General features: G+C 72.5%; 23 protein-coding genes. 20 read left to right on the top strand and 3 right to left on the bottom strand.

Features of this window, described 5'->3' with window-relative positions:
• Positions 1-90 precede the first annotated feature (90 nt).
• The 13 genes from HT134_RS15845 to HT134_RS15905 all read left to right on the top strand — a co-directional run bounded on the left by HT134_RS15845 (position 91) and on the right by HT134_RS15905 (position 13,496).
• On the top strand, positions 91-249 hold the full coding sequence (locus HT134_RS15845) for a hypothetical protein (RefSeq protein ID WP_175601170.1): 159 nt from the start codon (positions 91-93) through the stop codon (positions 247-249).
• On the top strand, positions 246-1,058 hold the full coding sequence (locus HT134_RS15850; RefSeq protein WP_312888145.1) for a TlyA family RNA methyltransferase: 813 nt from the start codon (positions 246-248) through the stop codon (positions 1,056-1,058). The genes HT134_RS15845 and HT134_RS15850 overlap by 4 nt, the downstream gene beginning before the upstream one ends.
• Positions 1,055-1,954 carry an NAD kinase gene (locus tag HT134_RS15855; protein WP_175601171.1) on the top strand — a complete coding sequence of 300 codons (900 nt, stop codon included), beginning with the start codon at positions 1,055-1,057 and terminating at the stop codon, positions 1,952-1,954. Before HT134_RS15850 ends, HT134_RS15855 begins: the two co-directional genes overlap by 4 nt.
• Before the next feature lie 30 nt (positions 1,955-1,984).
• Complete coding sequence (gene recN, locus HT134_RS15860) at positions 1,985-3,736, top strand: DNA repair protein RecN (RefSeq protein ID WP_175601172.1); 1,752 nt, start codon at positions 1,985-1,987, stop codon at positions 3,734-3,736.
• Between the two features lie 97 nt (positions 3,737-3,833).
• A complete protein-coding gene (gene steA / locus HT134_RS15865; RefSeq protein WP_175601173.1) occupies positions 3,834-5,030 on the top strand; it encodes a putative cytokinetic ring protein SteA in 1,197 nt (398 codons plus the stop codon).
• Positions 5,027-5,998, top strand: coding sequence for a copper transporter (locus HT134_RS15870; RefSeq protein ID WP_175601174.1), 972 nt, complete (start codon positions 5,027-5,029; stop codon positions 5,996-5,998). Before steA ends, HT134_RS15870 begins: the two co-directional genes overlap by 4 nt.
• 1 nt (position 5,999) lies before the next feature.
• The gene (locus HT134_RS15875; protein WP_175601175.1) at positions 6,000-6,851 is read left to right on the top strand and encodes a hypothetical protein; all 852 of its coding nucleotides are present in this window, start codon (positions 6,000-6,002) and stop codon (positions 6,849-6,851) included.
• A gap of 516 nt (positions 6,852-7,367) precedes the next feature.
• Complete coding sequence (gene murJ, locus HT134_RS15880) at positions 7,368-9,023, top strand: murein biosynthesis integral membrane protein MurJ (protein ID WP_312888146.1); 1,656 nt, start codon at positions 7,368-7,370, stop codon at positions 9,021-9,023.
• A 92-nt stretch (positions 9,024-9,115) separates the two neighbouring features.
• Positions 9,116-10,456 carry a glycosyltransferase gene (locus HT134_RS15885; protein WP_312888147.1) on the top strand — a complete coding sequence of 447 codons (1,341 nt, stop codon included), beginning with the start codon at positions 9,116-9,118 and terminating at the stop codon, positions 10,454-10,456.
• A gap of 180 nt (positions 10,457-10,636) precedes the next feature.
• Positions 10,637-11,623 (top strand): TerC family protein, encoded by a 987-nt coding sequence (locus tag HT134_RS15890; protein ID WP_175601176.1) that lies wholly within the window; start codon positions 10,637-10,639, stop codon positions 11,621-11,623.
• Between the two features lie 105 nt (positions 11,624-11,728).
• Complete coding sequence (locus tag HT134_RS15895) at positions 11,729-12,370, top strand: phosphatidylserine decarboxylase (protein ID WP_175601177.1); 642 nt, start codon at positions 11,729-11,731, stop codon at positions 12,368-12,370.
• Positions 12,357-13,181 (top strand): CDP-diacylglycerol--serine O-phosphatidyltransferase, encoded by an 825-nt coding sequence (pssA, locus tag HT134_RS15900; protein ID WP_175601178.1) that lies wholly within the window; start codon positions 12,357-12,359, stop codon positions 13,179-13,181. Before HT134_RS15895 ends, pssA begins: the two co-directional genes overlap by 14 nt.
• A gap of 42 nt (positions 13,182-13,223) precedes the next feature.
• On the top strand, positions 13,224-13,496 hold the full coding sequence (locus HT134_RS15905) for a hypothetical protein (protein ID WP_175601179.1): 273 nt from the start codon (positions 13,224-13,226) through the stop codon (positions 13,494-13,496).
• A 95-nt stretch (positions 13,497-13,591) separates the two neighbouring features.
• Here the strand turns inward: HT134_RS15905 and HT134_RS15910 are convergent, their stop codons facing one another.
• Positions 13,592-14,248 (bottom strand): MBL fold metallo-hydrolase, encoded by a 657-nt coding sequence (locus HT134_RS15910; RefSeq protein WP_175601180.1) that lies wholly within the window; start codon positions 14,246-14,248, stop codon positions 13,592-13,594.
• Positions 14,245-15,051: a maleylpyruvate isomerase family mycothiol-dependent enzyme gene (locus HT134_RS15915; RefSeq protein ID WP_175601181.1), complete on the bottom strand. Its 807-nt coding sequence runs from the start codon at positions 15,049-15,051 to the stop codon at positions 14,245-14,247. Before HT134_RS15915 ends, HT134_RS15910 begins: the two co-directional genes overlap by 4 nt.
• A gap of 282 nt (positions 15,052-15,333) precedes the next feature.
• On the opposite strand from HT134_RS15915, the gene uvrA reads away from it, so the two are divergent.
• The gene (uvrA, locus tag HT134_RS15920; protein WP_175601182.1) at positions 15,334-18,174 is read left to right on the top strand and encodes an excinuclease ABC subunit UvrA; all 2,841 of its coding nucleotides are present in this window, start codon (positions 15,334-15,336) and stop codon (positions 18,172-18,174) included.
• Between the two features lie 29 nt (positions 18,175-18,203).
• On the opposite strand, the gene HT134_RS15925 is transcribed toward uvrA, so the two are convergent.
• Positions 18,204-19,067: a DUF2306 domain-containing protein gene (locus tag HT134_RS15925; protein ID WP_175601183.1), complete on the bottom strand. Its 864-nt coding sequence runs from the start codon at positions 19,065-19,067 to the stop codon at positions 18,204-18,206.
• A 140-nt stretch (positions 19,068-19,207) separates the two neighbouring features.
• Here HT134_RS15925 and HT134_RS15930 point away from each other — a divergent pair, with 140 nt between their 5' ends.
• The 6 genes from HT134_RS15930 to HT134_RS15955 all read left to right on the top strand — a co-directional run bounded on the left by HT134_RS15930 (position 19,208) and on the right by HT134_RS15955 (position 25,267).
• Positions 19,208-19,678, top strand: a complete 471-nt coding sequence (locus HT134_RS15930) for a Rieske (2Fe-2S) protein (RefSeq protein WP_175601184.1) — start codon at positions 19,208-19,210, stop codon at positions 19,676-19,678.
• Positions 19,679-19,821: 143 nt separating this feature from the next.
• Positions 19,822-20,322: a Rieske (2Fe-2S) protein gene (locus HT134_RS15935; protein ID WP_175601185.1), complete on the top strand. Its 501-nt coding sequence runs from the start codon at positions 19,822-19,824 to the stop codon at positions 20,320-20,322.
• Between the two features lie 46 nt (positions 20,323-20,368).
• Positions 20,369-20,836, top strand: coding sequence for a Rieske (2Fe-2S) protein (locus tag HT134_RS15940; protein ID WP_175601186.1), 468 nt, complete (start codon positions 20,369-20,371; stop codon positions 20,834-20,836).
• Between the two features lie 162 nt (positions 20,837-20,998).
• Positions 20,999-23,056 carry an excinuclease ABC subunit UvrC gene (gene uvrC, locus HT134_RS15945; protein ID WP_246364524.1) on the top strand — a complete coding sequence of 686 codons (2,058 nt, stop codon included), beginning with the start codon at positions 20,999-21,001 and terminating at the stop codon, positions 23,054-23,056.
• Between the two features lie 4 nt (positions 23,057-23,060).
• Positions 23,061-24,044 (top strand): RNase adapter RapZ, encoded by a 984-nt coding sequence (rapZ, locus tag HT134_RS15950; RefSeq protein WP_281387528.1) that lies wholly within the window; start codon positions 23,061-23,063, stop codon positions 24,042-24,044.
• A gap of 251 nt (positions 24,045-24,295) precedes the next feature.
• Positions 24,296-25,267 carry a gluconeogenesis factor YvcK family protein gene (locus tag HT134_RS15955; protein WP_175601658.1) on the top strand — a complete coding sequence of 324 codons (972 nt, stop codon included), beginning with the start codon at positions 24,296-24,298 and terminating at the stop codon, positions 25,265-25,267.
• Positions 25,268-25,304: the final 37 nt, after the last annotated feature.

Here is a 25,304-nt window from a genome sequence, read left to right on the forward strand (position 1 = left end):
TCCACATCGGTGGCGTGCCGTATGCCCCGTCAACGTGTGACACACCCGCGATGGTGCCTGGGCGCTCGCGGAAGGCGTTAACGTCGTCTCATGAGTGCGCTGCCAGAGGAGACCGGGGACGAGCGGGTCGACGCGGTCGTCGCGGGGCTCGGCCGGCTGGCCGGCCTGCCGGTGAGCGAGCACGTCGCGGTGTTCGACGAGGCGTTCGCCGGGCTCGAGGCCACGCTCGCGGCCGTGGACGACCAGTGAGCCGCAGGATACGCCTGGACAGCGAGATGGTGCGCCGCGGGCTGGCCAGATCGCGCGAGCAGGCCGTGCAGCTCATCGAGGCGGGCCGGGTCAGCGTCGCCGGGCAGCGGGCGGGCAAGCCCGCCACCCAGGTCGACACCGCCTCGCCCATCGTCGTCGCCGAGTCGGCCGAGGGTCCCGACTACGTCTCGCGCGGCGCGCACAAGCTGCTCGGCGCCCTCAAGGCGTTCGGCGGGCTGACCGTCGAGGGGCGGCGCTGCCTCGACGCGGGCGCCTCCACCGGCGGCTTCACCGACGTCCTGCTGCGCAACGGCGCCGCCCACGTGCTCGCCGTCGACGTCGGCTACGGCCAGCTCGCCTGGTCGCTGCGCACCGACGAGCGGGTCACCGTGATGGAACGCGTCAACGTGCGCGACCTCACCCCCGACATGGTCGGCGAGCCGCCGTCGCTGGTGGTGGGCGACCTGTCGTTCATCTCGCTGCGGCTCGTGCTGCCCGCGCTGGCCGGGGTGGCCGCGCCGGCGGCCGACCTGGTGATGCTGGTCAAGCCGCAGTTCGAGGTGGGCAAGGACCTCGTCGGCGCCGGCGGCGTCGTCCGCGACCCGGCGCTGCGGGCCCGCGCCGTGCGCGACGTGGCCGGCCGCGCGCTGGAGCTCGGGCTGACGGTACGCGGCGTGACGGCCAGCCCCCTGCCGGGCCCCTCGGGCAATGTGGAGTACCTCCTCTGGATGGGGAAGGGAGAGGGCGCGCCTCCGGTGGAGGACCTGGAGGCCGCGATCGAGCGCGCCGTCGAGGAAGGGCCGCGATGAACCGTACCGTGCTGGTCACCGTGCACACCGGGCGCGAGGCCGCCGTCGAGAGCGCCCGCCTGGTCATCGACCGCCTGGTCGACGCCGGGATCACGGTCCGCGTGCTCGACACGGAGGCCGACGAGATCGGCTGCGCGGGCGCCGACGTGGTGCCCGGCGACCCGGTCGCCACCAAGGACGCCGAGGTCATGATCGTGCTGGGCGGCGACGGCACGCTGCTGCGCTCGGCCGAGCTGGCCCGGCCCGCCGGCACGCCGCTGCTGGGCGTCAACCTGGGACATGTCGGGTTCCTGGCCGAGGCCGAGGTGGCCGACCTCGCCGCCGCCGTCGACAGCGTCGTCGCGGGCCGCTACGACGTCGAGGAACGCATGACGATCGACGTCCTCGCCCGCCAGAACGGCCAGATCATCGCCGACACCTGGGCGCTCAACGAGATGTCGGTCGAGAAGCGCGACCGCATGCTGGAGGTCGTGGCCGAGATCGACGGCCGGCCGCTGTCGCGCTGGGGCTGCGACGGCGTGATCTGCGCCACCCCGACCGGCTCCACCGCCTACGCCTTCTCGGCGGGCGGCCCCGTCGTGTGGCCGGAGGTGGAGGCCCTGCTCATGGTGCCGATCAGCGCCCACGCGCTGTTCGCCCGGCCGCTGGTGGTCTCGCCCCGCTCCACGCTGGCGGTCGAGACGCTGCCCGACACGCCCGGCGGGGTTCTGTGGTGCGACGGGCGGCGCCGCTTCGACCTGCCCTCCGGCACGCGCGTGGAGGTCCGCCGGGGCGCCCGTCCCGTGCGCCTGGCGCGGCTGCACGGCGTCGAGAGCACCGGCGCGCCCTTCACCGACAGGCTGGTCGCCAAGTTCGAACTACCCGTTCAGGGCTGGCGCGGAAGGGTGCGTCCCTGAGTGAATGGGCTGTGAGGCGCGTAGGATCACATGCGCACTGGTGTTCGGATTCAGGAGCGACGGGAGTGGGCAGTGCGACCTAGGGTCGAGGAGGTCCGCATCCAGGGACTCGGCGTCATCGATGAGGCCGTGCTCGAGCTTTCGCCGGGCTTCAACGTGGTCACCGGCGAGACCGGAGCCGGCAAGACGATGGTCGTCACCGGGCTCGGCCTGCTGTTCGGCGGCCGGGCCGACCCGTCGCGCATCCGGCCCGGGGCCGAGCGCGCCAGCGTCGAGGGCACGCTCGTCATCGAGCCCGGCGGCCGGGTCGCCCAGCAGGTGGAGGACATCGGCGGCGACGTCGAGGACGGCGAGCTCATCATCTCCCGCACGGTCTCGGCCGAGGGGCGCTCGCGTGCCTGGCTGGGCGGGCGGGGCGTGCCGGTCGGCACCCTGACGTACCTCGCCGACGACCTGGTCGCCGTGCACGGGCAGATGGACCAGCAACGGCTGCTGCAGCCCGCCCGCCAGCGCGCCGCGCTCGACCGCTACGCCGGCAACGAGCTGGTCAAGCCGCTGCGCGCCTACACCCAGGCGTACAAACGGCACAAGCAGGTCGCGGCGCTGCTCGACGAGCTGACCACCCGGGCCCGTGAGCGGGCGCAGGAGGCCGACCTGCTGAGGTTCGGCCTGGAGGAGATCGAGAAGGTCGACCCCAAGCCGGGCGAGGACGTCGAGCTGCGCGGCGAGGAGGAGCGGCTCTCGCACGCCGACGCGCTGCGGGGCGCGGCGACCGGCGCCCACACCGCGCTGCTCGGCGACCCGATGGAGGCGGTCGACGGCGCGCACGACGTGATCTCGCTGCTCGGCGAGGCCCGCGCGGCCATCGAGGCGGTCCGCGACTTCGACGCCGAGCTGGCCGGCATGGCCGACCGGCTGGCCGAGGCCGGCTACCTCGTCTCCGACGTGGCCACCGACCTGGCCGCCTACGCCGAGTCGATCGAGGCCGACCCGGCCCGGCTGGCCGCCGTCCAGGAGCGCAGGGCGCTGCTGTCCGGCCTGGTCCGCAAGTACGGCGAGGACGTCGCGGGCGTCCTGGAGTGGGCGCGCGGCTCGGCCGCCCGCCTGAGCGAGCTGGAGGGCGACGACGAGCGCATCGAGGAGCTCGCGCGCGAGCACGAGGAGCTGACGGCCCGGCTGACCGAGCTGGCCGCCGAGCTCACCCGCGTGCGCGAGGCGGCGGCCGAGCGCTTCGGCCAGGCCGTCACCGAGGAGCTGGCCGCGCTCGCGATGCCGCACGCCCGCGTCGTGGTGCAGCTCACGCGGGCCGCCGACTTCGGGCCCGAGGGCGTCGACGAGGTCGAGCTGCGCATGGCCGCCCACCCCGCCGCGCCGCCGCTGCCGCTCACCAAGGGTGCCTCCGGCGGCGAGCTGAGCCGGGTCATGCTGGCCATCGAGGTGGTGTTCGCGGGCGCCGACCCGGTGCCGACGTTCGTGTTCGACGAGGTCGACGCCGGGGTGGGCGGCAAGGCGGCGGTCGAGATCGGCCGCCGGCTCGCTCGGCTGGCGCGCACCGCGCAGGTGATCGTGGTCACCCACCTGCCGCAGGTGGCCGCGTTCGCCGACCAGCACCTGGTGGTGGAGAAGGCCAGTGACGGCAGCGTCGTGCGCAGCGGCGTCGTCACGCTCGACCACGAGGGCCGGGTGCGCGAGCTGTCGCGCATGCTGGCCGGCCTGGAGGACTCAGAGCTGGGCCGGGCGCACGCCGAGGAGCTCCTCGGGCTGGCCGCCGCGGAGCGGTGACCTGGAGCCCCCGGCCCGTGACGACCTGCCGTGACAAAGCGGACACGCACCGTGATGATGGGCCGCTCAGCTGTTTCCCTCTGGCAGGATGTTCTTGATGAAGGTTCCGGGAAGCAGGATGCCGGGCCTCCGCGTCAGGAAGGTCGAGGACCTTCCCGGTGTCACGGCAGTGGCGAGAATCGATCGACGGACGAAGAGGCTGACCAAGCGCCTCCAGCCCGGTGAGATCGCGATCATCGATCACGTCGACGTCGACCGGGTCAGCGCGGAGGCGCTCGTGGCATGCGGTGTGGCGGCCGTGGTCAACGTCGCGGCCGGCATCTCCGGCCGCTATCCCAACCTTGGGCCCCAGATCTTGCTGGAAGCCGGAGTGCCCTTCGTCGACAACGCCACGCCGGAGCTGTTCGAACGGGTCAAGGACGGCGACGTCGTCCGCGTGCACGAGGGCGTCGTCTACCTCGACGACGAGGTGGCGGGCAAGGGCGAGGAGCAGACGGCCGAGGCGGTCGAGGCCGCCATGGCCGAGGCCCGTGCCGGGCTCGCGGTGCAGATCGAGGCGTTCGCCGTCAACACGATGGAGTACGTCCGCGGCGAGGGCAAGCTGCTCATCGACGGCGTCGGGGTGCCCGAGATCCGCACCCCCATGGAGGGCCGGCACGTCCTCATCGTGGTGCGCGGCTACCACTACAAGGAGGACATCGCCACCCTCCGCCCCTACATCCGCGAGTACCGCCCCGTCCTCATCGGCGTCGACGGCGGGGCCGACGCGCTGCTGGAGGCCGGCTACCTGCCCGACGTCATCGTCGGCGACTTCGACTCCGTCTCCACCAAGGCGCTGAGCTGCGGCGCGGAGCTGGTCGTGCACGCCTACCGCGACGGGCGCGCCCCCGGCCTCGAACGCGTCCACCAGCTCGGCCGCGAAGCCGTCATCTTCCCCGCCACGGGCACCAGCGAGGACATCGCGATGCTGCTGGCCGACGACAAGGGCGCCGAGCTCATCGTCGCCGTCGGCACCCACGGCACCCTGGAGGAGTTCCTCGACAAGGGCCGCTCGGGCATGGCGAGCACCTTCCTCACCCGGCTGCGCATCGGCAGCAAGCTCATCGACGCCAAGGGCGTGAGCCGGCTGTACCGCAGCCGCATCTCCACCCCGCAGCTGCTCCTGCTCGTGATCACCGCGCTGATCACGATGGGCGTGGCCCTGTTCATCTCGCCGATCGGCCAGACCTGGCTGAACGGTCTGCAAGACGCGTGGAACGCGTTCATCTTCTGGCTGGTCGGACTCTTCTCGTGATCGATTTCCGCTATCACCTCGTCTCCATCGTCGCCATCTTCCTGGCGCTGGCCGTGGGCATCGTCATGGGCACCACGCTGCTGCAGTCGCCCGCGATCGAGACCGCCAAGAAGACCAGCGACCTCATGGCCAAGACCAACAACGACCTGCGCTCCGAGCTCGACGCCCTGCGCGGCCGGGAGGCCGCCGACGACGCGTTCGTCACCGCGTTCACCCCGCGGCTCGTCGCCGGCGAGCTGAACGGCGAGCGGGTGCTGCTCGTCGAGGCGCCCGGCTCCAGCACCACCTACCGCGAGGCGCAGCAGCAGGTGCTGCTCCAGGCGGGCGCCGCCATCACCGGCCGGGTGACGCTCAGCGACAAGTTCCTCGACCCCAAGAACCAGGGCGTGATCGACGGGCTCGTCACCCAGCTCAAGCCGGACGACATGGCCCTGGCCCCCTCCACGAACGCCTACGACAAGGCCGCCACCCTGCTCGCGGCCACGCTCCTGACCACCGACCAGGCGCAGGCCGGCACCGCCAACCCCGCCACCGCTGCCGTGCTCGGCGGGTTCGAGGCGGGCGGCCTGCTCACGGTCGACGACGAGCCGGCCAAGCGGGCCACGCTCGTCGTCATGTTCGCGCCGGAACGGCCTCTCGACGGCGAGAACGCCGAGTCGCAGGCCGCCGCCCTGCTGTCCCTGGCCCGCGGCCTCGACGCCGCCGGCAAGGGCACCGTCATCGCCGGCAGCGTCACCGCCGCCTCGGCCGGCGGCCTCATCACCGCCGCGCGCGACGAGAGCGACCTGGTCAAGCGTGTCTCCACCGTCGACACCGTCGACATGCCCGCGGGCCGCACCGCGATCGTCTACGCTCTGCGGGAGCAGCTCAATGGGCGGGCCGGCCAGTACGGCATCGGCGCCAACGCCACCGCGCCCATGCCCGCCGTGCCCAACCCCACCACCACCCCCACCTCCTCAGGGAGCTGACATGGCCCGTGGCCTGCTCCACGCGCTCGCCGGCGCCGCCCTCGGCGCCGTAGCCGCCCGCGCCGCCTACACCCTCCTCACCCGGAACAGGCCCCAGGACCCGGGCGACCGCTGGACCCGCAAGAACCACCGCGGCGAGCCCATCACCCTGCTCGAAGGCCCCGCGTTCGTCGCCGGAGCCGCTGCGGCCACCGCGCTCGCACCCGGCCTGCCCGCGCGCGCCCGCATCGCGGCGCTGCTGGCCGGAGGCGGCAGCGGAGCGCTCGGCGCCTACGACGACCTGTACGGCACCACCTCCTCCAAGGGGTTCAAGGGCCACCTGAGCGCGCTCGCGCGCGGCGAGGTGACCAGCGGGGCCGTCAAGATCCTCGGCATCGGCGCGACCGGGCTCGGCGCCGCCGCGCTCGTCTCCCGCGGCCCCGCCGACACGCTCGTCAACGGCGCGCTCATCGCCGGATCGGCCAACCTCGCCAACCTCTTCGACCTGCGGCCCGGCCGGGCCATCAAGGTGGGCCTGCTCACCGGCGGGCCGCTGCTGGCCGCCGCCCTGCTGCGCGGGCGGCCGATGGGGGCCGCGCTGGCCGCCGTGCCCCTCGGCGCCGCCGCCGCGCTGCTGCCCGACGACCTCGGTGAGCGGGCCATGCTCGGCGACGCGGGCGCCAACGCGCTCGGCGCCCTCGCCGGGCTCGCGGCGGTCACCACGCTGGACCGGCCGGGCCGGCTGGCGGTGCTCGGCACCGTGGCCGCGCTGACGGCCGCCTCCGAGAAGATCAGCTTCACCAAGGTGATCGCGGGCAACCCGGTGTTCAACCGCATCGACATGCTGGGCCGCCGTCCGGTCGACGCCGTGTGACCGCCGCACCGCCGGCCCGGCCGGGGTCCCGGATGACGCGAGTGCCGGTGCGGGCTGCCAGGATGTCAGCGTGATCGGGGGTGTGGTGATGCGCGCGGGCGCGGCTTCGTGGCGGTCCCGCGCGGCGAGGGTGTCGGACGCGGCGCCGCGTCCGGGCACACGCTGGGGGCGCGTTGTGCGCCGTGAGCGCGTCAGGCGTCCGGAAGGGGTGCTACGTCCCGACGACCTGCGGCCTCCAGAGGGCGTGTGGCTTCGAGAGGGCGTGCGGCTTCGAGAGGGCGTGGTGCCTCCAGAGGGCGTGCGGCTTCGAGAGGGCGTGCTGCCTCCAGAGGGAATGCGGCTTCAAGAGGGCGTGCGTCACGAGGGCGTGGTGCGTCGACAGGGCGTGAAGTTCTCCGAGGGCGTGGTGCGTCCAGAGGGAGTGTTGCGCCGGGAGGGTGTCGTGAGCGGGCGGCCCGGCGCGGGGCGTTGTGTCACCCGGGGCGTGGCGGCGTGGGGCGTCGCGAGGGGTGCGTTGTGACGGCCCGGCTGGCGCGGGGCGTCGCCGGGGGAGCCATGCTCATCGGCGCGATCACGATCCTCGCCCGTGTGGCCGGCTTCGCCAAGCAATTCGCCTTCGCAAGCACCGTCGGCACCAACTGCCTGGCCACGGCCTACTTCACGGCCAACCAGATCCCCAACATCATCTTCGAGGTCGTCGTCGGCGGCGCGCTGGCCGGCATGGTCGTCCCCGTCCTGGCGGGCACGGCCGCCACCACCCAGGACGACGGGTCCGGCGGCGGCGGGCGGGCGCGGGTGGAGGCGATCAGCTCCGCCCTGCTCACCTGGGTGCTGGTCGTGCTCGTCCCGCTGGGCGCGCTCACCGCGCTGCTCGCCGGCCCGCTCGTCGAGCTGTTCTTCGGCGCCGACGTGAAGGGCTGCGACGTCGCGGGCGTCCAGGCCGTGGCCGCGCGCATGCTCGTCGTCTTCGCGCCCCAGATCCCGCTGTACGGGGTCGCGGTCGTCCTCTACGGCGTGCTGCAGGCGCACAAGCGGTTCGCCGGGCCCGCGCTGGCCCCCCTGGTGTCGAGCATCGTGGTCATCGTCGCCTACCTGCTGTTCGTCCCGCTCAGCGGCGACTGGGCCAAGTCCGGCGGCGGGCGGGCCGACCTGTCCGCGCTGCCAGGCGCGGCCGAACTGGCGCTCTCCGTGGGCACGAGCCTCGGCGTGCTCGCCCTCGTGCTCACCGTGGTGGGGCCGATCGCCGGGCTCGGGCTGCGCTGGCGGCCCTCGCTGCGCTTCCCGCCGGGCGTGGCCGTACAGGTGCGGCGGCTGGCCCTGGCCGGGGTGGCCGCGCTGCTCGCCCAGCAGGCCGCGATGGTCGTCGTGCTGCTGCTGGCCAACAAGGCCGTCGGCACCGGGGCGATCGCGGTCTACAACTACGCGTGGGCGATCTACCTCGTGCCGTACGCGGTGCTGGCCGTGCCCATCGCCACCAGCGCCTTCCCCCGGCTGTCGGCGCGGGCCGAGGCGGGGGAGACGCAGACGTTCTCCGACCTGGCGGCCGGGGCGACGCGCGCGGTGGTGATCGTGTCGGGGCTGGCGGCCGGCGTCCTGGCGGCCACCTCCGAGCCGGGAGCGGCGGTGTTCCTGTGGACCAAGAGCGAGGTGCCGCCGGATCAGCTGGCGCGCACGATCGCGCTGTTCGCGCCCGGTCTGGTGGGTTACGGGCTCATCGCCCACCTCAGCCGCGTCCTGTACGCGGCGGGCCACGGCCGGGCGGCGGCCACGGGCACGGTCGCCGGGTGGGTGGTGGTGATGGCCGCGCAGACGGTGTTCGCGCTGACGTTCCCCGACGGGTGGCGGATCGCCGGGATGGCGCTGGGCATGAGCGTGGGCATGACGGCGGGGGGCGTGTCACTGCTGGTGTCGGTCGTCCGCGTGCGGGGACGCGGCGCCGTGGCCGGCCTCGGGCGCGCGGGGGCGGCGGCGGTCGCCGGGGGTCTGGCCGGTTACCTGGCCGGGGCCGGAATTGTCGCGGTGCTGGGGGCGGAGAGCTTCTGGGGGCAGATCGGTGCGGTGCTGGCCGGGGCGGTCGCCGCGCTGGCCGCGGGTGGGCTCGTGGTGGCGCTGGTGGACCGCGCCGACGCCACGGCGGTGGCCGGCACGCTCGTACGGGGGAGACGTGGCTGAGGCACCCCGGGAATCTACTTTGTAAAGGCGCTCTCCCGGGAGATGGCGTCTGGGAGCGTAGGCAGGAAGCGGCAGATAAGGGAGGAGCGGCGGTGCGGGTGGCATTCGTGCTGGGCACCACGTCCGGCGGCACCGGCAGGCATGTACGCATGCTGGCCGCCGGGCTGGTGCGGCGCGGGCACCGGGTTCTGGTGGCGGGGCCTCCGGAGGTGGAGGAGAGCTTCGCCTTCACGGAGGCGGGCGCCCGGTTCGTTCCAATCCGCGTCTCGGATCGGCCGCATCCGCTCGACGACGCGCGGTCGGTGCTGGCCCTCCGGCGGCTGACCAGGGACGCCGACGTGGTACACGCCCATGGGCTGCGCGTCGGCGCCCTCACCGCGCTCGCCCTTCCCGGCCGCGCGGCGCTCCTGTCCGGGGCAGGCGGTCGGTCTTCGGCGTCGCGAGAGGCGATGGAACGCGGGCGGGAGTCCGGCTCCAGGTCCGCGTCCGGGTCCGCGTCTGGGTCTGGGTCCGGGTCCGGAGTCGGGGCCGAGGTCGGAGCCCGGGCCGGAGCCGGGGCTCCGACCTCGCGGGCGGGCAGGGGGCGGCCGGCGCTCGTCGTGACGCTGCACAACGCTCTCACCGCCGGAGGGTTCGTCGGGGCGGTCTACGGGGCGCTCGAACGCGTCGTCGCCCGTCGCGCCGACCACCTGCTCGTGGTCTCGCCGGACCTGGGCGAGCGGATGCGCGCTCTCGGGGCCCGAGACGTACGGCCCGCCGTGGTGCCCGCCCCGGTGCCGAGGCCGGCCAAGAGGACGCCGGAGGAGGTGCGCTCCGACCTGGGCGCCGGGCACAGGCCCATCGTGCTGACCCTCGCCAGGCTCGCCCAGCAGAAGGGCTTGGAGACTCTTCTTGATGTCGCCCGCGGCCCCTGGGCGCCCCTGGACGCCACTGGTGAAGGTGCCGGTGGTGGGATCGTCGGCGGCGAGGAGGCTGTCGGCGGTGAGGTGGCCGTGCCGTTGTTCCTGGTGGCGGGTGACGGGCCCCTGCGGGGCGAGCTGCAGGCCAGGATCGACGCCGAGCGGCTGCCCGTGAGGCTGCTGGGCTGGCGCGACGACGTGCCCGATCTGCTGGCCGCCGCCGCCGTCGTCGTCTGGCCGAGCCGCTGGGAGGGCCAGCCGCTCAGCCTCAGCGAGACCCTGATGATCGGCCGCCCCGTGGTGGCCACCGCCGTCGGCGGCGTCCCGGACCTGCTGGGCGGGGCGGGCAAGCTGGTCCCGTACGGCGACGCCGCCGCGATGCGCGCGGCCGTACGGGAACTGGTGGAGGACCCCGCCGAGGCGGCGCGCGTGGCGCGGGCCGCCGCCCGGCGCGGCGCGAAGCTGCCCGGCGAGGATGACGCCGTGGACAGTGTTCTGTCCGTATACCGGGCCGCTACAGCGGGGGATGATTAGGCGGACCTTACGCGTTCTCGTATACTGCGTGCGTTAGGGAGGGGAGTATCCCTTCGCGGCAGCCTCGTCATCACGGTGCAGCCCCGCTCCACGGGGCCCCCGGGGCTGCCGGTCCGCCGATCACGCGACGGTGGGCGGGAGAGACCTCCGGCAGTCAGTTCTGCATGCCGGAGGAAAGACGTGACCGTACCCGTCTGGGCTTATATCGCCGTCATCGGCGGTCTGCTTGTGGTCCTGGCAGTGGACCTGTGGATCGTCGACCGCGGCGAGGCGCGCGAGTTCTCGATGCGCCAGGCCGGTTACTGGGTCACGTTCTACGTCGCCCTGGCCGTGCTCTTCGGCGGCCTGCTGTGGCTCACGATGGGCCCCGGCAAGGCGGGCGAGTTCTTCGCCGGATACATCACCGAGTACAGCCTGAGCGTCGACAACCTGTTCATCTTCTTCATCATCATGAGCAGGTTCGCCGTGCCCCGCGCCTACCAGCACAAGGTGCTGCTCGTCGGCATCGTGCTGGCGCTGGTCATGCGAGGCATCTTCATCGCGCTCGGCGCCGCCGCCCTGCAGCGTTTCAGCTGGCTGTTCTACGTCTTCGGCGCTTTCCTCATCTACACCGCGGTCAACCTCGTCCGTCAGCACCTGAAGGGCGAGGAGGACGAGTTCAACGAGAACGTCCTGCTGCGCTGGGTGCGCAAGGCGTTCCCCACGACCGAGGGCTACGTCGGCTCGAAGATCACCGCCAAGATCGACGGACGGCGCATGGTCACCCCGATGCTCATCGTGATGATCGCCATCGGCTCCACCGATCTGCTGTTCGCCCTCGACTCGATTCCGGCGATCTTCGGGCTCACCACCGACCCGTTCATCGTCTTCACCGCCAACGCGTTCGCCCTGATGGGACTGCGTCAGCTGTACTTCCTGCTGGGCGGCCTGCTGCAGCGGCTTGTTTACATCAGCTACGGTTTGGCGTTCATCCTCGGGTTCATCGGGGTTAAGCTGGTATTGGAAGCCCTGCACGCCAGCGGGGTTTCCTGGGCGCCCGAGATCCCCATCTGGCTGTCCCTCACGGTCATCGGCGGCACCATGGTCATCACCACCGCGGCCTCCCTGATCAAGGCCCGTGTCGACAGCCGCCGTAGCGAGGAAAGCAGTCCTACCGGGGCTAGCTAAATGGCTTTCGAGGCGCTTTGCTTGTGTAGTCGCGCCGTGTAATAGTTGCTGACTCTGTAACATCACGGCAAAGCGCCCAGTCCAGTCATTCACCAAAGGTTGTCCGTGTCAGACGATTCTGCCAAGACGAGCCGGATCCGGCTCGCACGCGGGGTGTCCCCGTGGCTCCTCCCGACCGCGGCCTCCGCCGCCGCGACCGCGCTGCTGGCGCGCAGGGACCGCCGATGGGCGCTCGCGGCGGTGCCGCTGAGCGCTCTGACCGGGGGCATGCTCTGGTTCTTCCGCGACCCCGAGCGGGTCCCCGGGTTCGGCCGCGTCCTGTCGCCCGCCGACGGCGTGGTGCAGAGCATCGACCCGTGGCCGGACGGCCGCACCCGCGTCGCGATCTTCATGAGCCCGCTGAACGTCCACGTCAACCGGGCGCCTCTTGCGGGAAATGTCACGTCCGTGCAGCATGTGGCGGGTGGGTTCCTGCCGGCTTTCAACAAGGACAGTGACCAGAACGAGCGCGTGGTGTGGCATTTCGAGACCGCGCTCGGCGACATCGAGATGGTGCAGATCGCAGGCGCGGTGGCGCGCAGGATCGTGCCGTACCTGAGCGCGGGGGCCAAGGTCGAGCAGGCCGAGCGCATCGGCCTCATCCGGTTCGGCTCCCGGGTGGACATCTACCTTCCCGAAGGGATCTCTCCCGCCGTGTCGGTGGGCGAGAAGACGGTTGCGGGGGTGACCAGAATTGACCACGGCTGACGCCGGAAGCTGGCAGGCCGAAGAGGAGGAGCAGCCCCGCGGGCCGGTCGGCAAGGCGTTCCGGCTCTCCGCGGCCGACTCGCTGTCCCTCGGCAACGCGCTCTGCGGCTTCCTCGCGGTCTGCGTCCTCGCCTCCTCGGCGATCCGCTCGCTGCAGGAGGGCGACGGGTTCCGGCCCGCTCCGAGCTACTTCGCCACCGCGGTGGTGCTGCTCCTCATCGGCGCCACCTGCGACCTGTTCGACGGCCTCGTCGCCCGGCGCTTCCGCGCCTCGGCGATGGGCGCCGAGCTGGACAACCTCGCCGACGTGATCAGCTTCGGGTTCGCGCCCGCGTTCATGATCGTGATCTGGGGCGGCTTCACGCCGGACCTCCCGTTCCCGGCCGTGCTGGTGGCGGCGGGCGCGGTGCTGCTCGCCGGCGTCGTACGGCTGGCGAGATTCGCCTGCGTGAAGACCAAGAGCGGCGACTTCATGGGCCTGCCCATCCCCATGGGCGCCATGACGGTGATCTCCATCGTGCTGCTGTTCGAGCCGAGCATCCCCGCCCTGCTCGGGGTGCTGGGCGTGGCCTGGCTGATGGTCAGCCGCATCGAGTACCCCAAGCCGAAGGGGCAGCTCGCCGCCGTCGTCCTCGGCTGGATCATGGTCAACGTGGCCTTCCTGGCCTTCTGGGTGGCCTGGCCCGAGGGCGGCGACCTGCCGATCAAGATCGGCGCCTCGATGCAGATCGCGCTCGTCGCGGCGATCCCGCTGCGGGTGCTGTTCTACAAGCGGGAGCAGCGCAAGGAAGCCGAGCGCGTCGGCGACTGACGCCGAACCGCACGTCCGGGCACCCGACGGATGGAGCCGCCCATGCCGGACACTCCACGCGAGCACACCCGTACGTACTTCCTCGGCAAGCTGGCCCAGGAGCTGGAGGCGCGCGGCCTGGCCGTCACGCTGCGCGCCCACCCTCCGGCGCTGCGGGTCAGCGACCCCGACACGGTGCTGCTGGCCGAGACCGTCGACTGCGTGCCGTTGTCCGACGGCTGGTTCTACCGGTGGTCATGGGGCGAGGTCGTCGGTCTGGCCGACGACCCGGGCCTCGCGGCGCACCGCATCGCCCGGGTCCTGACCGGCCGCTGACGAGCACCGATCCACCGCTCCGGCCCGAGACGGCCGCGTCACCGATTCCATCGCTCGGGCCCGACCGGTCGCGTCACCGATTCATTGCCCGCGGGTCACCACCCGCGGGCTTTCCATTCGGGCAGCGAGGGACGCTCGGTGCCCAGCGTCGTGTCCTTGCCGTGGCCCGGGTAGATCCACGTCTCGTCCGGCAGCCGGTCGAAGACCCGCTCCACCACGTCGGCGTAGAGCTGCTCGAAGCGCTCCGGGTCGTTCCACGTGTTGCCCACCCCGCCCGGGAACAGCGAGTCGCCGGTGAACAGGTGCTGCTCCGTGCCGCCGCCGTCGTACAGCAGCGCGATCGAGCCGGGCGTGTGACCGCGCAGGTGGATCACCTCCAGGGTCACCACGCCGACCGTGATCCGGTCGCCGTGCTCGACCTCGCGCTCCACCGGCACCGGCAGCGCGGGAGCGTCGAGCGGGTGGGCGATCGTCTGCGCCCCCGTCACCTTGGCCACCTGCTCCAGGGCCTGCCAGTGGTCGCCATGCTGGTGGGTGGTGACGATGGAGCTGAGCGGCTGGTCGGCGATCAGCGCGAGCAGCCGGTCGGCCTCCGCCGCCGCGTCGATGAGCACCCCGTCGCCGGTCTCGTTGCAGCGCAGCAGGTAGGCGTTGTTGTCGTACGGTCCGACGGCGAGCTTGCTGATCGTCAGCTTCGGCAGCCGGCGCACGTCGGCTGGGCCGCCGACCTGGACGTCGCCTGTGTACGTCATGGGTAGTCCTCCGGGGGCGTCGCGGGCAGGTCAGCCGGAGCGGGCATGGTCAGCCACGGCGGCGCCGCGGGAAGCGCCGGACCCGCCGGGCCGGGCACGGACGACTGCCCCTCCAGCACCACCCTAACCCCCTCACCCGCTGATCTGCCGGTGAGCCAGGCCAGCATGTCCGCCGGACGGCCTTCCACGACCGGTCCCGCGCCGAGCTCGGGCCAGAGCGCCGGCAGCGTCCCGCCGTCCGGTACGTCCAGGAGGCGGATCGCACTCACCGCGCTCCGCTCGTACGGCCAGCACCGCAGGCAGTCGTGCAGCTCCCGCAGGACGAACCGCCGCGGCCAGTCGGCGGGGCCGTACCCCGCGCCGAGGTCGACGTGGTGCATGCCGAGCTCGCGCAGCCGCCTGACCAGGACGTACCAGGCGGGGTGCGGCGGCGGGCGCAACGCCTCCACCGGTGAGCCCCACGCCTCCCGCGGCATCCGCCCGACGACCGCGTCCAGCCGCTCCGAGCTCTCCCGCAGGTCGGCCAGCTGCTCGGCGGCCGGGCGGCGGGCGCCGGCCTCGATCTCCGCGTCACGGGCGGCGTCGCTCACGTACTGCGGGACCCGCACGCCCGTCCTGGCCCAGGTCAGGAGGTTGACGAGGCTGTCGGCATTGCGGGCCACATGGGTCAGGACGTGGCCGCGGGTCCAGCCCGGCAGGAGGGAGGGCGCGGCGAGGTCCTCGTCGCGCAGCGCCGCCGCGGTGTCGAGGAGGGCCGAGGTCGCCGAGGCCAGCTCAGCTCGTAAGGTCGAAACAACCGTCATACCAGATATTTCAGCATCTGCGGGGTCAAGGGCCGGCGGCGGGCATAAAAGGGCAGGTCATGGCGTTGACGTGGGAAGGTCTCCCGCCGCCAGGGAGGCCGGCCCCGGAAGGCCCCCAGCCGTGGGGGAGGCCGACCTGGGAAGGCCTCCTGCGGCGAGCAGGCAGGCCGTACTCTGAGAGGGACGGATTTTCGGGGGGGCGGCATACGGCCCGCCGAAATTGTCGGTGCCCCCGTCTACCATCCCCGTGGACCTATCCGCCTTCTTGACATCGGGATCGCTGTGGCAGACCGCCTCATCGTGCGTGGTGCGCGCGAACACAACCTCAAAGACGTCTCGCTGGAGCTGCCGCGGGACTCTCTGATCGTCTTCACCGGCCTGTCCGGTTCGGGCAAGTCGAGCCTGGCCTTCGACACGATCTTCGCCGAGGGCCAGCGGCGCTACGTCGAGTCCCTCTCGGCCTATGCCCGCCAGTTCCTCGGCCAGATGGACAAGCCCGACGTCGACTTCATCGAGGGCCTGTCGCCGGCGGTGTCGATCGACCAGAAGGCCACCAGCAAGAACCCCCGCTCCACGGTCGGCACCATCACCGAGGTCTACGACTACCTGCGGCTGCTGTGGGCGCGCATCGGCAAGCCGCACTGCCCGGTCTGCTCCCGCCCGATCGCCCGGCAGACGCCGCAGCAGATCGTCGACCGGGTCATGGACCTGGAGGAGGGCACCCGCTTCCAGGTGCTCGCCCCGGTCATCCGCGGCCGCAAGGGCGAGTACACCGAGCTGTTCCGCGAGCTGCAGACCAAGGGCTTCGCCCGCGCGCGCGTCGACGGCACCGTGGTGCGCCTGGAGGAGCCGCCGACGCTGAAGAAGTACGAGAAGCACGACATCGAGGTCATCGTCGACCGCCTGTCGGTCAAGGACTCGGCGCGGCGCCGGCTCACCGACTCGGTCGAGACCGCCCTGCAGCTGTCCGGCGGCACGATCACCCTCGACTTCGTCGACCTGCCCGAGGACGACCCGGGCCGCGAGCGGTTCTACTCCGAGCACCTCTACTGCCCGTACGACGACCTGTCGTTCGAGGAGCTGGAGCCGCGCTCGTTCTCCTTCAACTCGCCGTTCGGCGCCTGCCCCGAGTGCACCGGCCTCGGCACCAAGATGGAGGTCGACCCCGAGCTGGTCGTCCCCGACCCCGAGCGCACGCTGCGCGAGGGCGCCCTGCATCCCTGGTCCGGCGGCCACACCAGCGAGTACTTCGTCCGGCTGGTCGAGGCGCTCGGCCACACCATGGGCTTCACGCTCGACACCGCCTGGGAGAAGCTGCCGAAGAAGGCGCAGAAGGCGCTGCTGTCCGGCCACGACGAGCAGGTCCACGTCCGCTACAGCAACCGCTACGGACGTCAGCGCTCCTACTACACCACCTACGAGGGCGTCATCCCGTGGGTGCAGCGCCGGCACGCCGAGGCCGAGAGCGACGCGACCCGCGAGCGCTTCGAGGGCTACATGCGGGAGATCCCCTGTCCCGCCTGCCGGGGCACCCGCCTCAAGCCGGTCTCGCTGTCGGTCACCGTGTCCGACCGCTCGATCGCCGAGGTGTCGGCCATGTCGATCGGCGAGTGCGCGGCGTTCCTGTCGGAGCTCACGCTGTCCGACCGCGACATGCAGATCGCCGAGCGGGTGGTCAAGGAGATCAACGCCCGGCTGGGCTTCCTGCTCGACGTCGGCCTCGACTACCTCACCATGGACCGCGCCGCCGCCACCCTGGCGGGCGGCGAGGCGCAGCGCATCCGGCTGGCCACGCAGATCGGCTCCGGCCTCGTCGGCGTCCTGTACGTCCTGGACGAGCCGTCGATCGGCCTGCACCAGCGCGACAACATGCGCCTGCTCGACACCCTGATCCGGCTGCGCGACATGGGGAACACCCTGATCGTGGTCGAGCACGACGAGGACACCATCGCCGCCGCCGACTGGGTGGTCGACATCGGGCCCGGCGCGGGCGAGCACGGCGGCCAGGTCGTCGTCTCCGGCACCGTGCCCGAGCTGCTGGCCAGCGAGGAGTCGCTGACCGGCCAGTACCTGTCCGGCCGCAGGAGCATCACGATCCCGGCCCAGCGCCGCAAGCGCGACCGCAAGCGGCAGATCACGGTCAAGGGCGCGCGCGAGCACAACCTCAAGGGCGTCGACATCGACTTCCCCCTCGGCCTGTTCACCGCCGTCACCGGCGTGTCCGGTTCGGGCAAGTCGACGCTGGTCAACGACATCCTGTACGCCGCCCTGGCCAAGGAGCTGCACGGCGCCCGCACCGTGCCGGGCCGCCACTCCCGCATCAACGGCATGGACCACGTGGACAAGGTCGTCCACGTCGACCAGTCGCCGATCGGCCGCACCCCGCGCTCCAACCCGGCCACCTACACCGGCGTCTTCGACCACATCCGCAAGCTGTTCGCGGCCACCACCGAGGCGAAGGTCCGCGGCTACCAGCCGGGCCGCTTCAGCTTCAACGTCAAGGGCGGCCGGTGCGAGGCGTGCGCGGGCGACGGCACCATCAAGATCGAGATGAACTTCCTGCCCGACGTCTACGTCCCCTGCGAGGTCTGCCACGGCGCCCGCTACAACCGGGAGACGCTGGAGGTCCACTACAAGGGCAAGACCATCTCCGAGGTCCTCGACATGCCGATCGAGGAGGCCCTGGCCTTCTTCGACGCGATCCCGGCGATCAAGCGGCACCTGCAGACGCTGCACGACGTCGGCCTCGGCTACGTCCGGCTCGGCCAGCCCGCCACCACGCTGTCCGGCGGGGAGGCGCAGCGGGTCAAGCTCGCCTCCGAGCTCCAGCGCCGGCAGACCGGCCGGACGATCTACGTCCTGGACGAGCCGACCACGGGCCTGCACTTCGAGGACATCCGCCGGCTCCTCGGCGTTCTCGGCCGGCTGGTCGACGGCGGCAACACGGTGATCGTCATCGAGCACAACCTCGACGTCATCAAGACCGCCGACTGGATCATCGACATGGGGCCGGAGGGCGGCTCCCGGGGCGGCACCCTCGTCGCCGCGGGCACGCCCGAGGAGGTCGCCCGGGTCGAGGAGAGCCACACCGGCCGCTTCCTGCGCAAGATCCTCCAGCTCTAGCCGGCCGGGCCGGCGGCCGGGCCCGCGTTTCAGGCGTCGGCTGCCGGAGCGCGCAGCGACGGAGCGGGCAGCGGCGGAGCGGGTGCCGATGGTGCGGGCGCCGAGGGTGCGCGGGTGGCGGCGCGGCGGCGGGCGCGGCGCCTGGCGTCGCCGCGCTCCAGCCACCACTCCGCCGCCAGCAGCGGCAGCACCCAGCCGAGCCAGCCGCCCAGCCCGGCGGCCGTCTGCGTGAGCAGCGCCTGGTCTCCGTGGTACGTCGTCGCCAGCTCCGGCTGCAGGAGCACGATGAGCACCGCCGTGTGGATGCGGTTGGTGATGATCGACATGGTCAGGGCGAAGCTGCGCACCATCCACCGGCGGTGCTCCACGAAGCTGCGCCGCCGGGCCGCCCGCCACCCGGCGATCGTGCAGCCCAGCCACAGCAGCGCCAGCAGCACGTTGCTGGCCCTGATGACGTGCCCGAACGGCGTGGCCAGACCGACCACCAGGCCCATCAGCCCGGCCGGCAGGCACCCGCCGAGCACGTACACGCGGCCGACGATCCGGTGCGCCCGCGGATAGCGGTCCCGGAACCACGGCCAGATCTGCAGGCAGCACGTCAGCATCGCCACCGAGCCGAACACCACGTGCAGCGACAGCATCACGTAGTGCGGGGGGAAGAACGCCGGGGCGGGCACGCGCGAGCGTGCCGGGTCGAGCGAGACGTACGGCGGCAGCGAGAAGGCCACGAACGCCACCGCCACCACGGCCAGCGGCGCCACCCACGGCCGCCGCCACCAGCGTGGCCGCGCCCGGCCGGTCGGCCCTGGCCGTTCGGGCGGCTCGGCGGCGGCCGGGCGGCGCGACGGGGGCGGTGGGGGAGAGGGTTCCGGCGAACCGGTGAGAGCGGTCATGGCGACAGCGTCGCCCGCCCCGCTGACCGATCACGCACCACCCGCTGACGGGACCGGAGGGGAGCGCCCCTACAGTGATGTCCGGTCTTATGGGCCTGACCTGCAGGGGGTCAGCGGCGACGCGGAAGGGTCGGCAGCACATGAGGGGTTCGGAGCGGGGCTCGGCCACGCCCGCGATCGAGGAGGAGCCGGTGGGCGCTCGGAGCGGCCGGGGGGTCGGGCGGCGCGAGGCCCTGGGCATCGCGGGCGCGGCCGTGTGCGGGCTGGCGGTCGCCGGCTGCGGAGCCGGAGGCCAGGAGAGCGCCCCCGTCCAGAGCATCAAGGGGCAGGTCCTCGCGAAGACGGCGGACGTGCCGGTCGGCGGCGGAACCCTCGTCGAGCAGTGGAAGATCATGATCACCCAGCCGGCGGAGGGCGTGTTCAAGGCGTTCAGCGCCATCTGCCCCCATCGCGGCTGCGCCGTCGGCTCCCCGCAGGACTCCGTCATGACCTGCCCCTGTCACGGCAGCGAGTTCGCCGCCGACAGCGGCAAGTGCCTCAAGGGCCCCGCCACGGCCCCGCTCACGGCGTACCAGGTCAAGGTGGTCGGCGACGGCATCGTCGCCGTGTGACGCCAGGCGGGTCGTGGCCGTGTGAGGTCAGGCGGGTGAACCGGTAATTGTGCGTGGTTCTCCGGATCGGCGCGCGCGACGCTGAACCGGTCGGCGCGCGCCGGCGTACCTGGGATTGAGACCCGAACCTGGAGGAACGCACCATGACGGATACGACGCGCAGGGCGGTTGTGCTGGGAGCCGGAGGCGCCGGGCTGGCCGCGGTCCTGACCGCCTGCGCCGCCTACGGCGACCCGGCCACCCAGGGCAGCCTCCCTCCCGTCACGGAGGAGCCCGCGACCGAGGAGTCTCCGGCCGACGAGCCCCAGGCCGAGGAGTCGTCCGCGGCGCCGAAGAAGAAGTCCGCGTCAGGCGGCGGCAAGGCGCTCGCGGACACCTCCGACATCCCCTCCGGCGGCGGCAAGGTCTTCGAGAGCCAGAAGATCGTCGTCACCCAGCCGGCGGACGGGGAGTTCAGGGCCTTCACGGCGGTCTGCACCCATGCGGGTTGCACGGTGGCCAGCGTCTCGAACGGCACGATCAACTGTCCCTGCCACGGCAGCAAGTTCAAGATCGATGACGGCTCCGTGGCCGCCGGGCCCGCCGACCAGCCGCTCGCCGAGAAGAAGATCAAGGTGGACGGCGACAAGATCATGCTCGTCTGATTCAACTTTCATGCTTTTCTCACCTGAGTGCGGTTAGGTGAGACGTATGGCAGACGACCTTCAGAGCCGCAGGGCGGTGATCGCGGGCGTGGGCGTGGGTGGCCTCTCGCTGGCGCTGACCGCCTGCGGCGGCGGTGAGAGCGGCACGACCACCGCCACCCAGTCCACCGGACAGTCCACGAGCGGGTCCGGCGCGCCGAGCGCCGAGAGCACCGGCTCGTCCGCGGGCGGCGCCCTGGCCAAGACGGGCGACATCCCGGTGGGAGGCGGCACGATCCTCAAGGAGCAGAAGATCGTGGTGGTCCAGCCCGCGGCCGGTCAGTTCAAGGCGTTCAGCGCGATCTGCACGCACAAGGGATGCCTGGTCGCCAAGGTGGCCGACGGGACGATCGACTGCCCGTGCCACGGCAGCAAGTTCAAGATCCAGGACGGCTCGGTCGCCAACGGGCCGGCCGACCAGCCGCTGCCCGAGAAGCAGATCAAGGTGGAGGGCGACCAGATCACCCTGGCCTAGGCCGTTCCGTACGGCCCTGCACAGGTCCCTCGCCGGGCCCACGCCACACCCGCGAGGCTCCTGTGCAGGGCCACGACCATGCCCTCGGCGCTTTCCGGCGCGGCGGGGGTTGTCGGTGGGGGCCGTTAGTCTGTGAACGTGGCGAGATCAGCGGGCACCCCCTTGAGCTTCCGGCCCCGGCCCGGGTCCATCCCCGAGTCGCCGGGGGTCTACCGGTTCAGGGACGCGCACGGCCGGGTGATCTACGTCGGCAAGGCCAAGAGCCTGCGGCAGCGGCTCAACTCGTACTTCGCCGACTTCTCGGCCCTGCACCCCCGCACCCAGTCGATGCTGACCACGGCGGCCGGCGTCGACTGGACCGTCGTCGGCACCGAGGTCGAGGCGCTGCAGCTCGAATACTCCTGGATCAAGGAGTTCGACCCCCGCTTCAACGTCAAGTACCGCGACGACAAGTCCTACCCCTACCTCGCCGTCACCATGGGCGAGGACTTCCCGCGCGTGCAGGTGATGCGCGGCGCCAAGCGCAAGGGCACCCGCTACTTCGGCCCCTACTCCCACGCCTGGGCCATCCGCGAGACCGTCGACCTGCTCCTGCGCGTCTTCCCGGTGCGCACGTGCAGCGCCGGGGTGTTCAAGCGGGCCGGGCAGATCGGCCGGCCCTGCCTGCTCGGCTACATCGACAAGTGCTCGGCGCCGTGCGTCGGCCGCGTCACCCCGCAGGAGCACCGCGAGCTCGCCGAGGACTTCTGCGACTTCATGGCCGGCAACACCAGCCGCTTCATCAAGCGGCTGGAGAAGGAGATGCGCGACGCCGCCGCCGAGCAGGAGTACGAGCGCGCCGCCCGGCTGCGCGACGACATCCAGGCGCTCCAGCGCGCTCTGGAGAAGCAGGCGGTCGTGCTCGGCGAGGGCACCGACGCCGACGTCGTCGCCCTGGCCGAGGACCCGCTCGAAGCCGCCGTCCAGGTGTTCTACGTGCGCGGCGGCCGCATCCGCGGCCAGCGCGGCTGGGTCGTCGACAAGGTCGAGGAGACCACGCCCGGCGAGCTGGTCGAGCAGTTCCTGCTGCAGATGTACGGCGAGGCGAGCCCCGAGTCGATGCCCCGCGAGGTGCTCGTGGCCGCGCTGCCGCCCGACGCGGCGGCGGTCGCCGAGCTGCTGTCGGAGCAGCGCGGGGCCCGGGTCGAGGTGCGGGTGCCGCAGCGCGGCGACAAGAAGGCGCTGCTGGAGACCGTGGGCCGCAACGCCCTGGAGTCGCTGGCCCAGCACAAGATCCGCCGCGCCAGCGACCTGACCACCCGCAGCAAGGCGCTGCAGGAGATCGCCGACGCGCTCGACCTCGACCAGGCGCCCCTGCGCATCGAGTGCTACGACGTCTCCCACCTCCAGGGCGAGAACGTCGTGGCCTCCATGGTCGTCTTCGAGGACGGCCTGGCCCGCAAGAGCGAGTACCGCCGCTTCGCCGTCAAGACCAAGGAGGGCGACGTCGCCTCGATCCACGAGGTGATCAACCGCAGGTTCCGCCGCTACCTGGAGGAGCGCTCGGCCACCGGCGAGCTGGCCGCCGACGACGAGGCCCAGGGGCTCATCGACCCCGAGACCGGCAAGCCGCGCAAGTTCGCCTACCCGCCCAACCTCGTCGTCGTCGACGGCGCCGGCCCGCAGGCCGCCGCCGCCCAGCGGGCGCTCGACGAGCTCGGCATCGACGACGTCGCCGTGTGTGGCCTGGCCAAGCGGCTGGAGGAGGTGTGGCTGCCGGGCGACGACCAACCGGTGATCATGCCGCGGTCCAGTGAGGGCCTCTACCTGCTGCAACGGGTGCGTGACGAGGCGCACCGGTTCGCCATCACCTACCATCGGTCCAAGAGGTCCAAGACCGTGAAGGAGAGCGCGCTCGACGGCGTGCCCGGTCTCGGCCCGGCGCGGAGGCAGGCGCTGCTCAAGCACTTCGGCTCCGTGAAACGGCTTCGCGAGGCCACCGTGGCGGAGATCTGCGAGGTCCCCGGCATCGGCCGGTCGACCGCGGAGGTGATCGCGTCGACGCTGAAAGGGGAGTCAACCGTGACCAGCAGCGAGGCGGCGCCCGCACAGCCGGCCGCCGGCGCGGGCGGCCCGAGCGGCGCCGACGCCCCGGTCGAGGCGGGAGCCGCGAGCGGCGTCGCCGTCACGGTCCCGGGCGAAGCCGCCGGACCTGACCGACCGAGCGGCCGAACGGAGTGAGACGATGAGCGCCGCCGAAGACAACGACAAGCGCAGCGCCGCGCCGGAGGGCGTGGCGGCAGAGGGCGCGGCGGCGGTCGCGGCCGCCGCTGCCGCCGCCGCGGCGCAGAGCGACAGGGACGACAGCCGGGATCCGGCGTTCGTCATCGTCACCGGCATGTCCGGGGCGGGACGCAGCACCGCCGCCAAGGCCCTGGAGGACCTCGGCTGGTTCGTCATCGACAACCTGCCGCCCGGCCTGCTGTTCGCCATGGCCGAGGAGGCCGGCAAGGTCAAGCTGGCCGCCGACAAGGTCGCGGCCGTGGTCGACGTGCGCAGCCTCGCCTTCACCACCGACCTCAACGCCGCCATCGAGGAGCTCGAGGGCCGCGGCGTGCGGGTGCGCGTGGTGTTCCTGGAGGCCAGCGATGAGGAGCTGGTGCGCCGCTTCGAGAACGTCCGCCGCCCCCACCCGCTCCAGGGCGAGGGCCGGCTCGTCGACGGCATCGCCCGCGAGCGCGGCATCCTGCGCGAGGTGCGGGCCAACGCCGACCTGGTCATCGACACCTCCTCGCACAACGTCCACGAACTCCGCAACAAGATCGTCGCCTACTTCGGCGGCGAGGACCGTCCCGGCCTGCGGGTCAACGTGGTGTCCTTCGGCTTCAAGTACGGCCTGCCGGTCGACGCCGACCTCGTGGTCGACTGCCGGTTCCTGCCCAACCCCCACTGGGTGCCCGAGCTGCGGCCGATGAACGGCCTCGACACGCCGGTGCGCGAGTACGTGCTGGGCCAGCCGGGGGCCAAGGAGTTCCTCGACGCGTACGAGGAGGTCCTGAAGGTGGTCGCGGCCGGCTACGCCCGCGAGGGCAAGAGCTATGCGACGCTCGCGGTGGGCTGCACGGGCGGCAAGCACCGCAGCGTCGCGATGGCCGAGCAGGTCGCCGGCCGCCTGCGCGACCGCGGGATGGAGGTCCAGGTGAGTCACCGGGATGTGGGGCGGGAGTGACCCGTGACCACCAGGGCCGGAGCGCTTCCTTCGCGGAGCGTCCGTCCACAGGCACCGGACCGTCCGCAGGGGCATCGACCTCGGGAATGACCTCGGGATCGCCTTCCCCAGGAACGCCGCCTGCGGAACCGCCGCCCTCGGAGGTGCCATTTGCGGGTCCGTCTTTCCCGGAGGCGCCGTCTGCGGGACCGGCTTCTTCTGGAGCGTCGTCTGTGGGATCGCCGTCGGCGGGAGTGCCGGTTGCGGGCGTCATGCCGTCCGTGGCCGCCTCTGCGGGGAGCGGGAAGCGGCCGCGGGGGCCGCGCGTCGTGGCCCTCGGCGGCGGGCACGGCCTGTACGCCTCCCTGTCCGCCCTGCGCTCGGTGACCGACGCGCTCACGGCCGTCGTCACCGTGGCCGACGACGGCGGCTCCAGCGGCCGGTTGCGCCGCGAGCTCGGCGTCCTGCCGCCCGGCGACCTGCGCATGGCGCTGGCCGCGCTGTGCGGCGACGACGAGTGGGGCATCACCTGGAGCGAGGTCGTCCAGCACCGCTTCCGCAGCGAGGGCGAGCTGCACGGCCACGCCGTCGGCAACCTGCTCATCGTCGCGCTCTGGGAACTCCTCGGCGACCCCGTGGCCGGTCTCGACTGGGTGGGACGGCTGCTCGGCGCCCAGGGCCGCGTGCTGCCCATGGCGTCCGTGCCGCTCGACATCGTGGCCGAGGTGGAGCTCGACGGCGTCATCTCCACCGTGCGCGGCCAGGTGGCGTGCGCGCTGACCCCCGGTCGCGTGCAGGCCGTCTCCCTGGTCCCCGAGGACCCGCCGGCCCGGCCGGAGGCGATCGAGGCGGTGCTGGAGGCCGACTGGGTGGTGTTCGGGCCCGGATCCTGGTTCACCAGCGTCCTGCCGCACCTCAAGGTGCCCGAACTCGCCAGGGCCCTGCACGAGACCCGGGCCAGGCGGCTGGTCACGCTCAACCTCGCCCCGCAGGCCGGCGAGACCGACGACTTCTCCCCCCAGCAGCACCTGGAGGTGCTCCGGCAGCACGCGCCCGACCTGACGGTCGACGTGATCCTGGCCGACACCGGCGTGGTCGACGACCTCGACGCGCTGGAGAAGGCGGCGGCCGCGCTGGGCGGGCGTACGGTGCTGGCCGACGTGGCCGCCGCCGACGGCTCGCCCCGGCACGACCCACGACGTCTTGCCTCCGTCCTGGACGAGATTTTCCTCCAGAAGCGTTGATCCTGGTCGGCGCGGTGCGAAGGTGCGAGAGACTGCT

The sequence above is a fragment of the Nonomuraea rhodomycinica genome, assembly GCF_013363995.1.
Taxonomy (GTDB): Bacteria; Actinomycetota; Actinomycetes; order Streptosporangiales; family Streptosporangiaceae; genus Nonomuraea; species Nonomuraea rhodomycinica.

Excerpts from the sequence above, each read along its gene's own strand:
- HT134_RS15845 (WP_175601170.1), top strand. The coding sequence starts at position 91 with ATGAGTGCGCTGCCAGAGGAGACCGGGGACGAGCGGGTCGACGCGGTC.
- HT134_RS15855 (WP_175601171.1), top strand. The coding sequence starts at position 1,055 with ATGAACCGTACCGTGCTGGTCACCGTGCACACCGGGCGCGAGGCCGCC.
- recN (WP_175601172.1), top strand. The coding sequence starts at position 1,985 with ATGCGCACTGGTGTTCGGATTCAGGAGCGACGGGAGTGGGCAGTGCGA.
- steA (WP_175601173.1), top strand. The coding sequence starts at position 3,834 with ATGAAGGTTCCGGGAAGCAGGATGCCGGGCCTCCGCGTCAGGAAGGTC.
- HT134_RS15875 (WP_175601175.1), top strand. The coding sequence starts at position 6,000 with ATGGCCCGTGGCCTGCTCCACGCGCTCGCCGGCGCCGCCCTCGGCGCC.
- HT134_RS15905 (WP_175601179.1), top strand. The coding sequence starts at position 13,224 with ATGCCGGACACTCCACGCGAGCACACCCGTACGTACTTCCTCGGCAAG.
- HT134_RS15910 (WP_175601180.1), bottom strand. The coding sequence starts at position 14,248 with ATGACGTACACAGGCGACGTCCAGGTCGGCGGCCCAGCCGACGTGCGC.
- HT134_RS15915 (WP_175601181.1), bottom strand. The coding sequence starts at position 15,051 with ATGACGGTTGTTTCGACCTTACGAGCTGAGCTGGCCTCGGCGACCTCG.
- HT134_RS15925 (WP_175601183.1), bottom strand. The coding sequence starts at position 19,067 with ATGACCGCTCTCACCGGTTCGCCGGAACCCTCTCCCCCACCGCCCCCG.
- HT134_RS15930 (WP_175601184.1), top strand. The coding sequence starts at position 19,208 with ATGAGGGGTTCGGAGCGGGGCTCGGCCACGCCCGCGATCGAGGAGGAG.
- HT134_RS15935 (WP_175601185.1), top strand. The coding sequence starts at position 19,822 with ATGACGGATACGACGCGCAGGGCGGTTGTGCTGGGAGCCGGAGGCGCC.
- HT134_RS15940 (WP_175601186.1), top strand. The coding sequence starts at position 20,369 with ATGGCAGACGACCTTCAGAGCCGCAGGGCGGTGATCGCGGGCGTGGGC.
- rapZ (WP_281387528.1), top strand. The coding sequence starts at position 23,061 with ATGAGCGCCGCCGAAGACAACGACAAGCGCAGCGCCGCGCCGGAGGGC.
- HT134_RS15955 (WP_175601658.1), top strand. The coding sequence starts at position 24,296 with ATGCCGTCCGTGGCCGCCTCTGCGGGGAGCGGGAAGCGGCCGCGGGGG.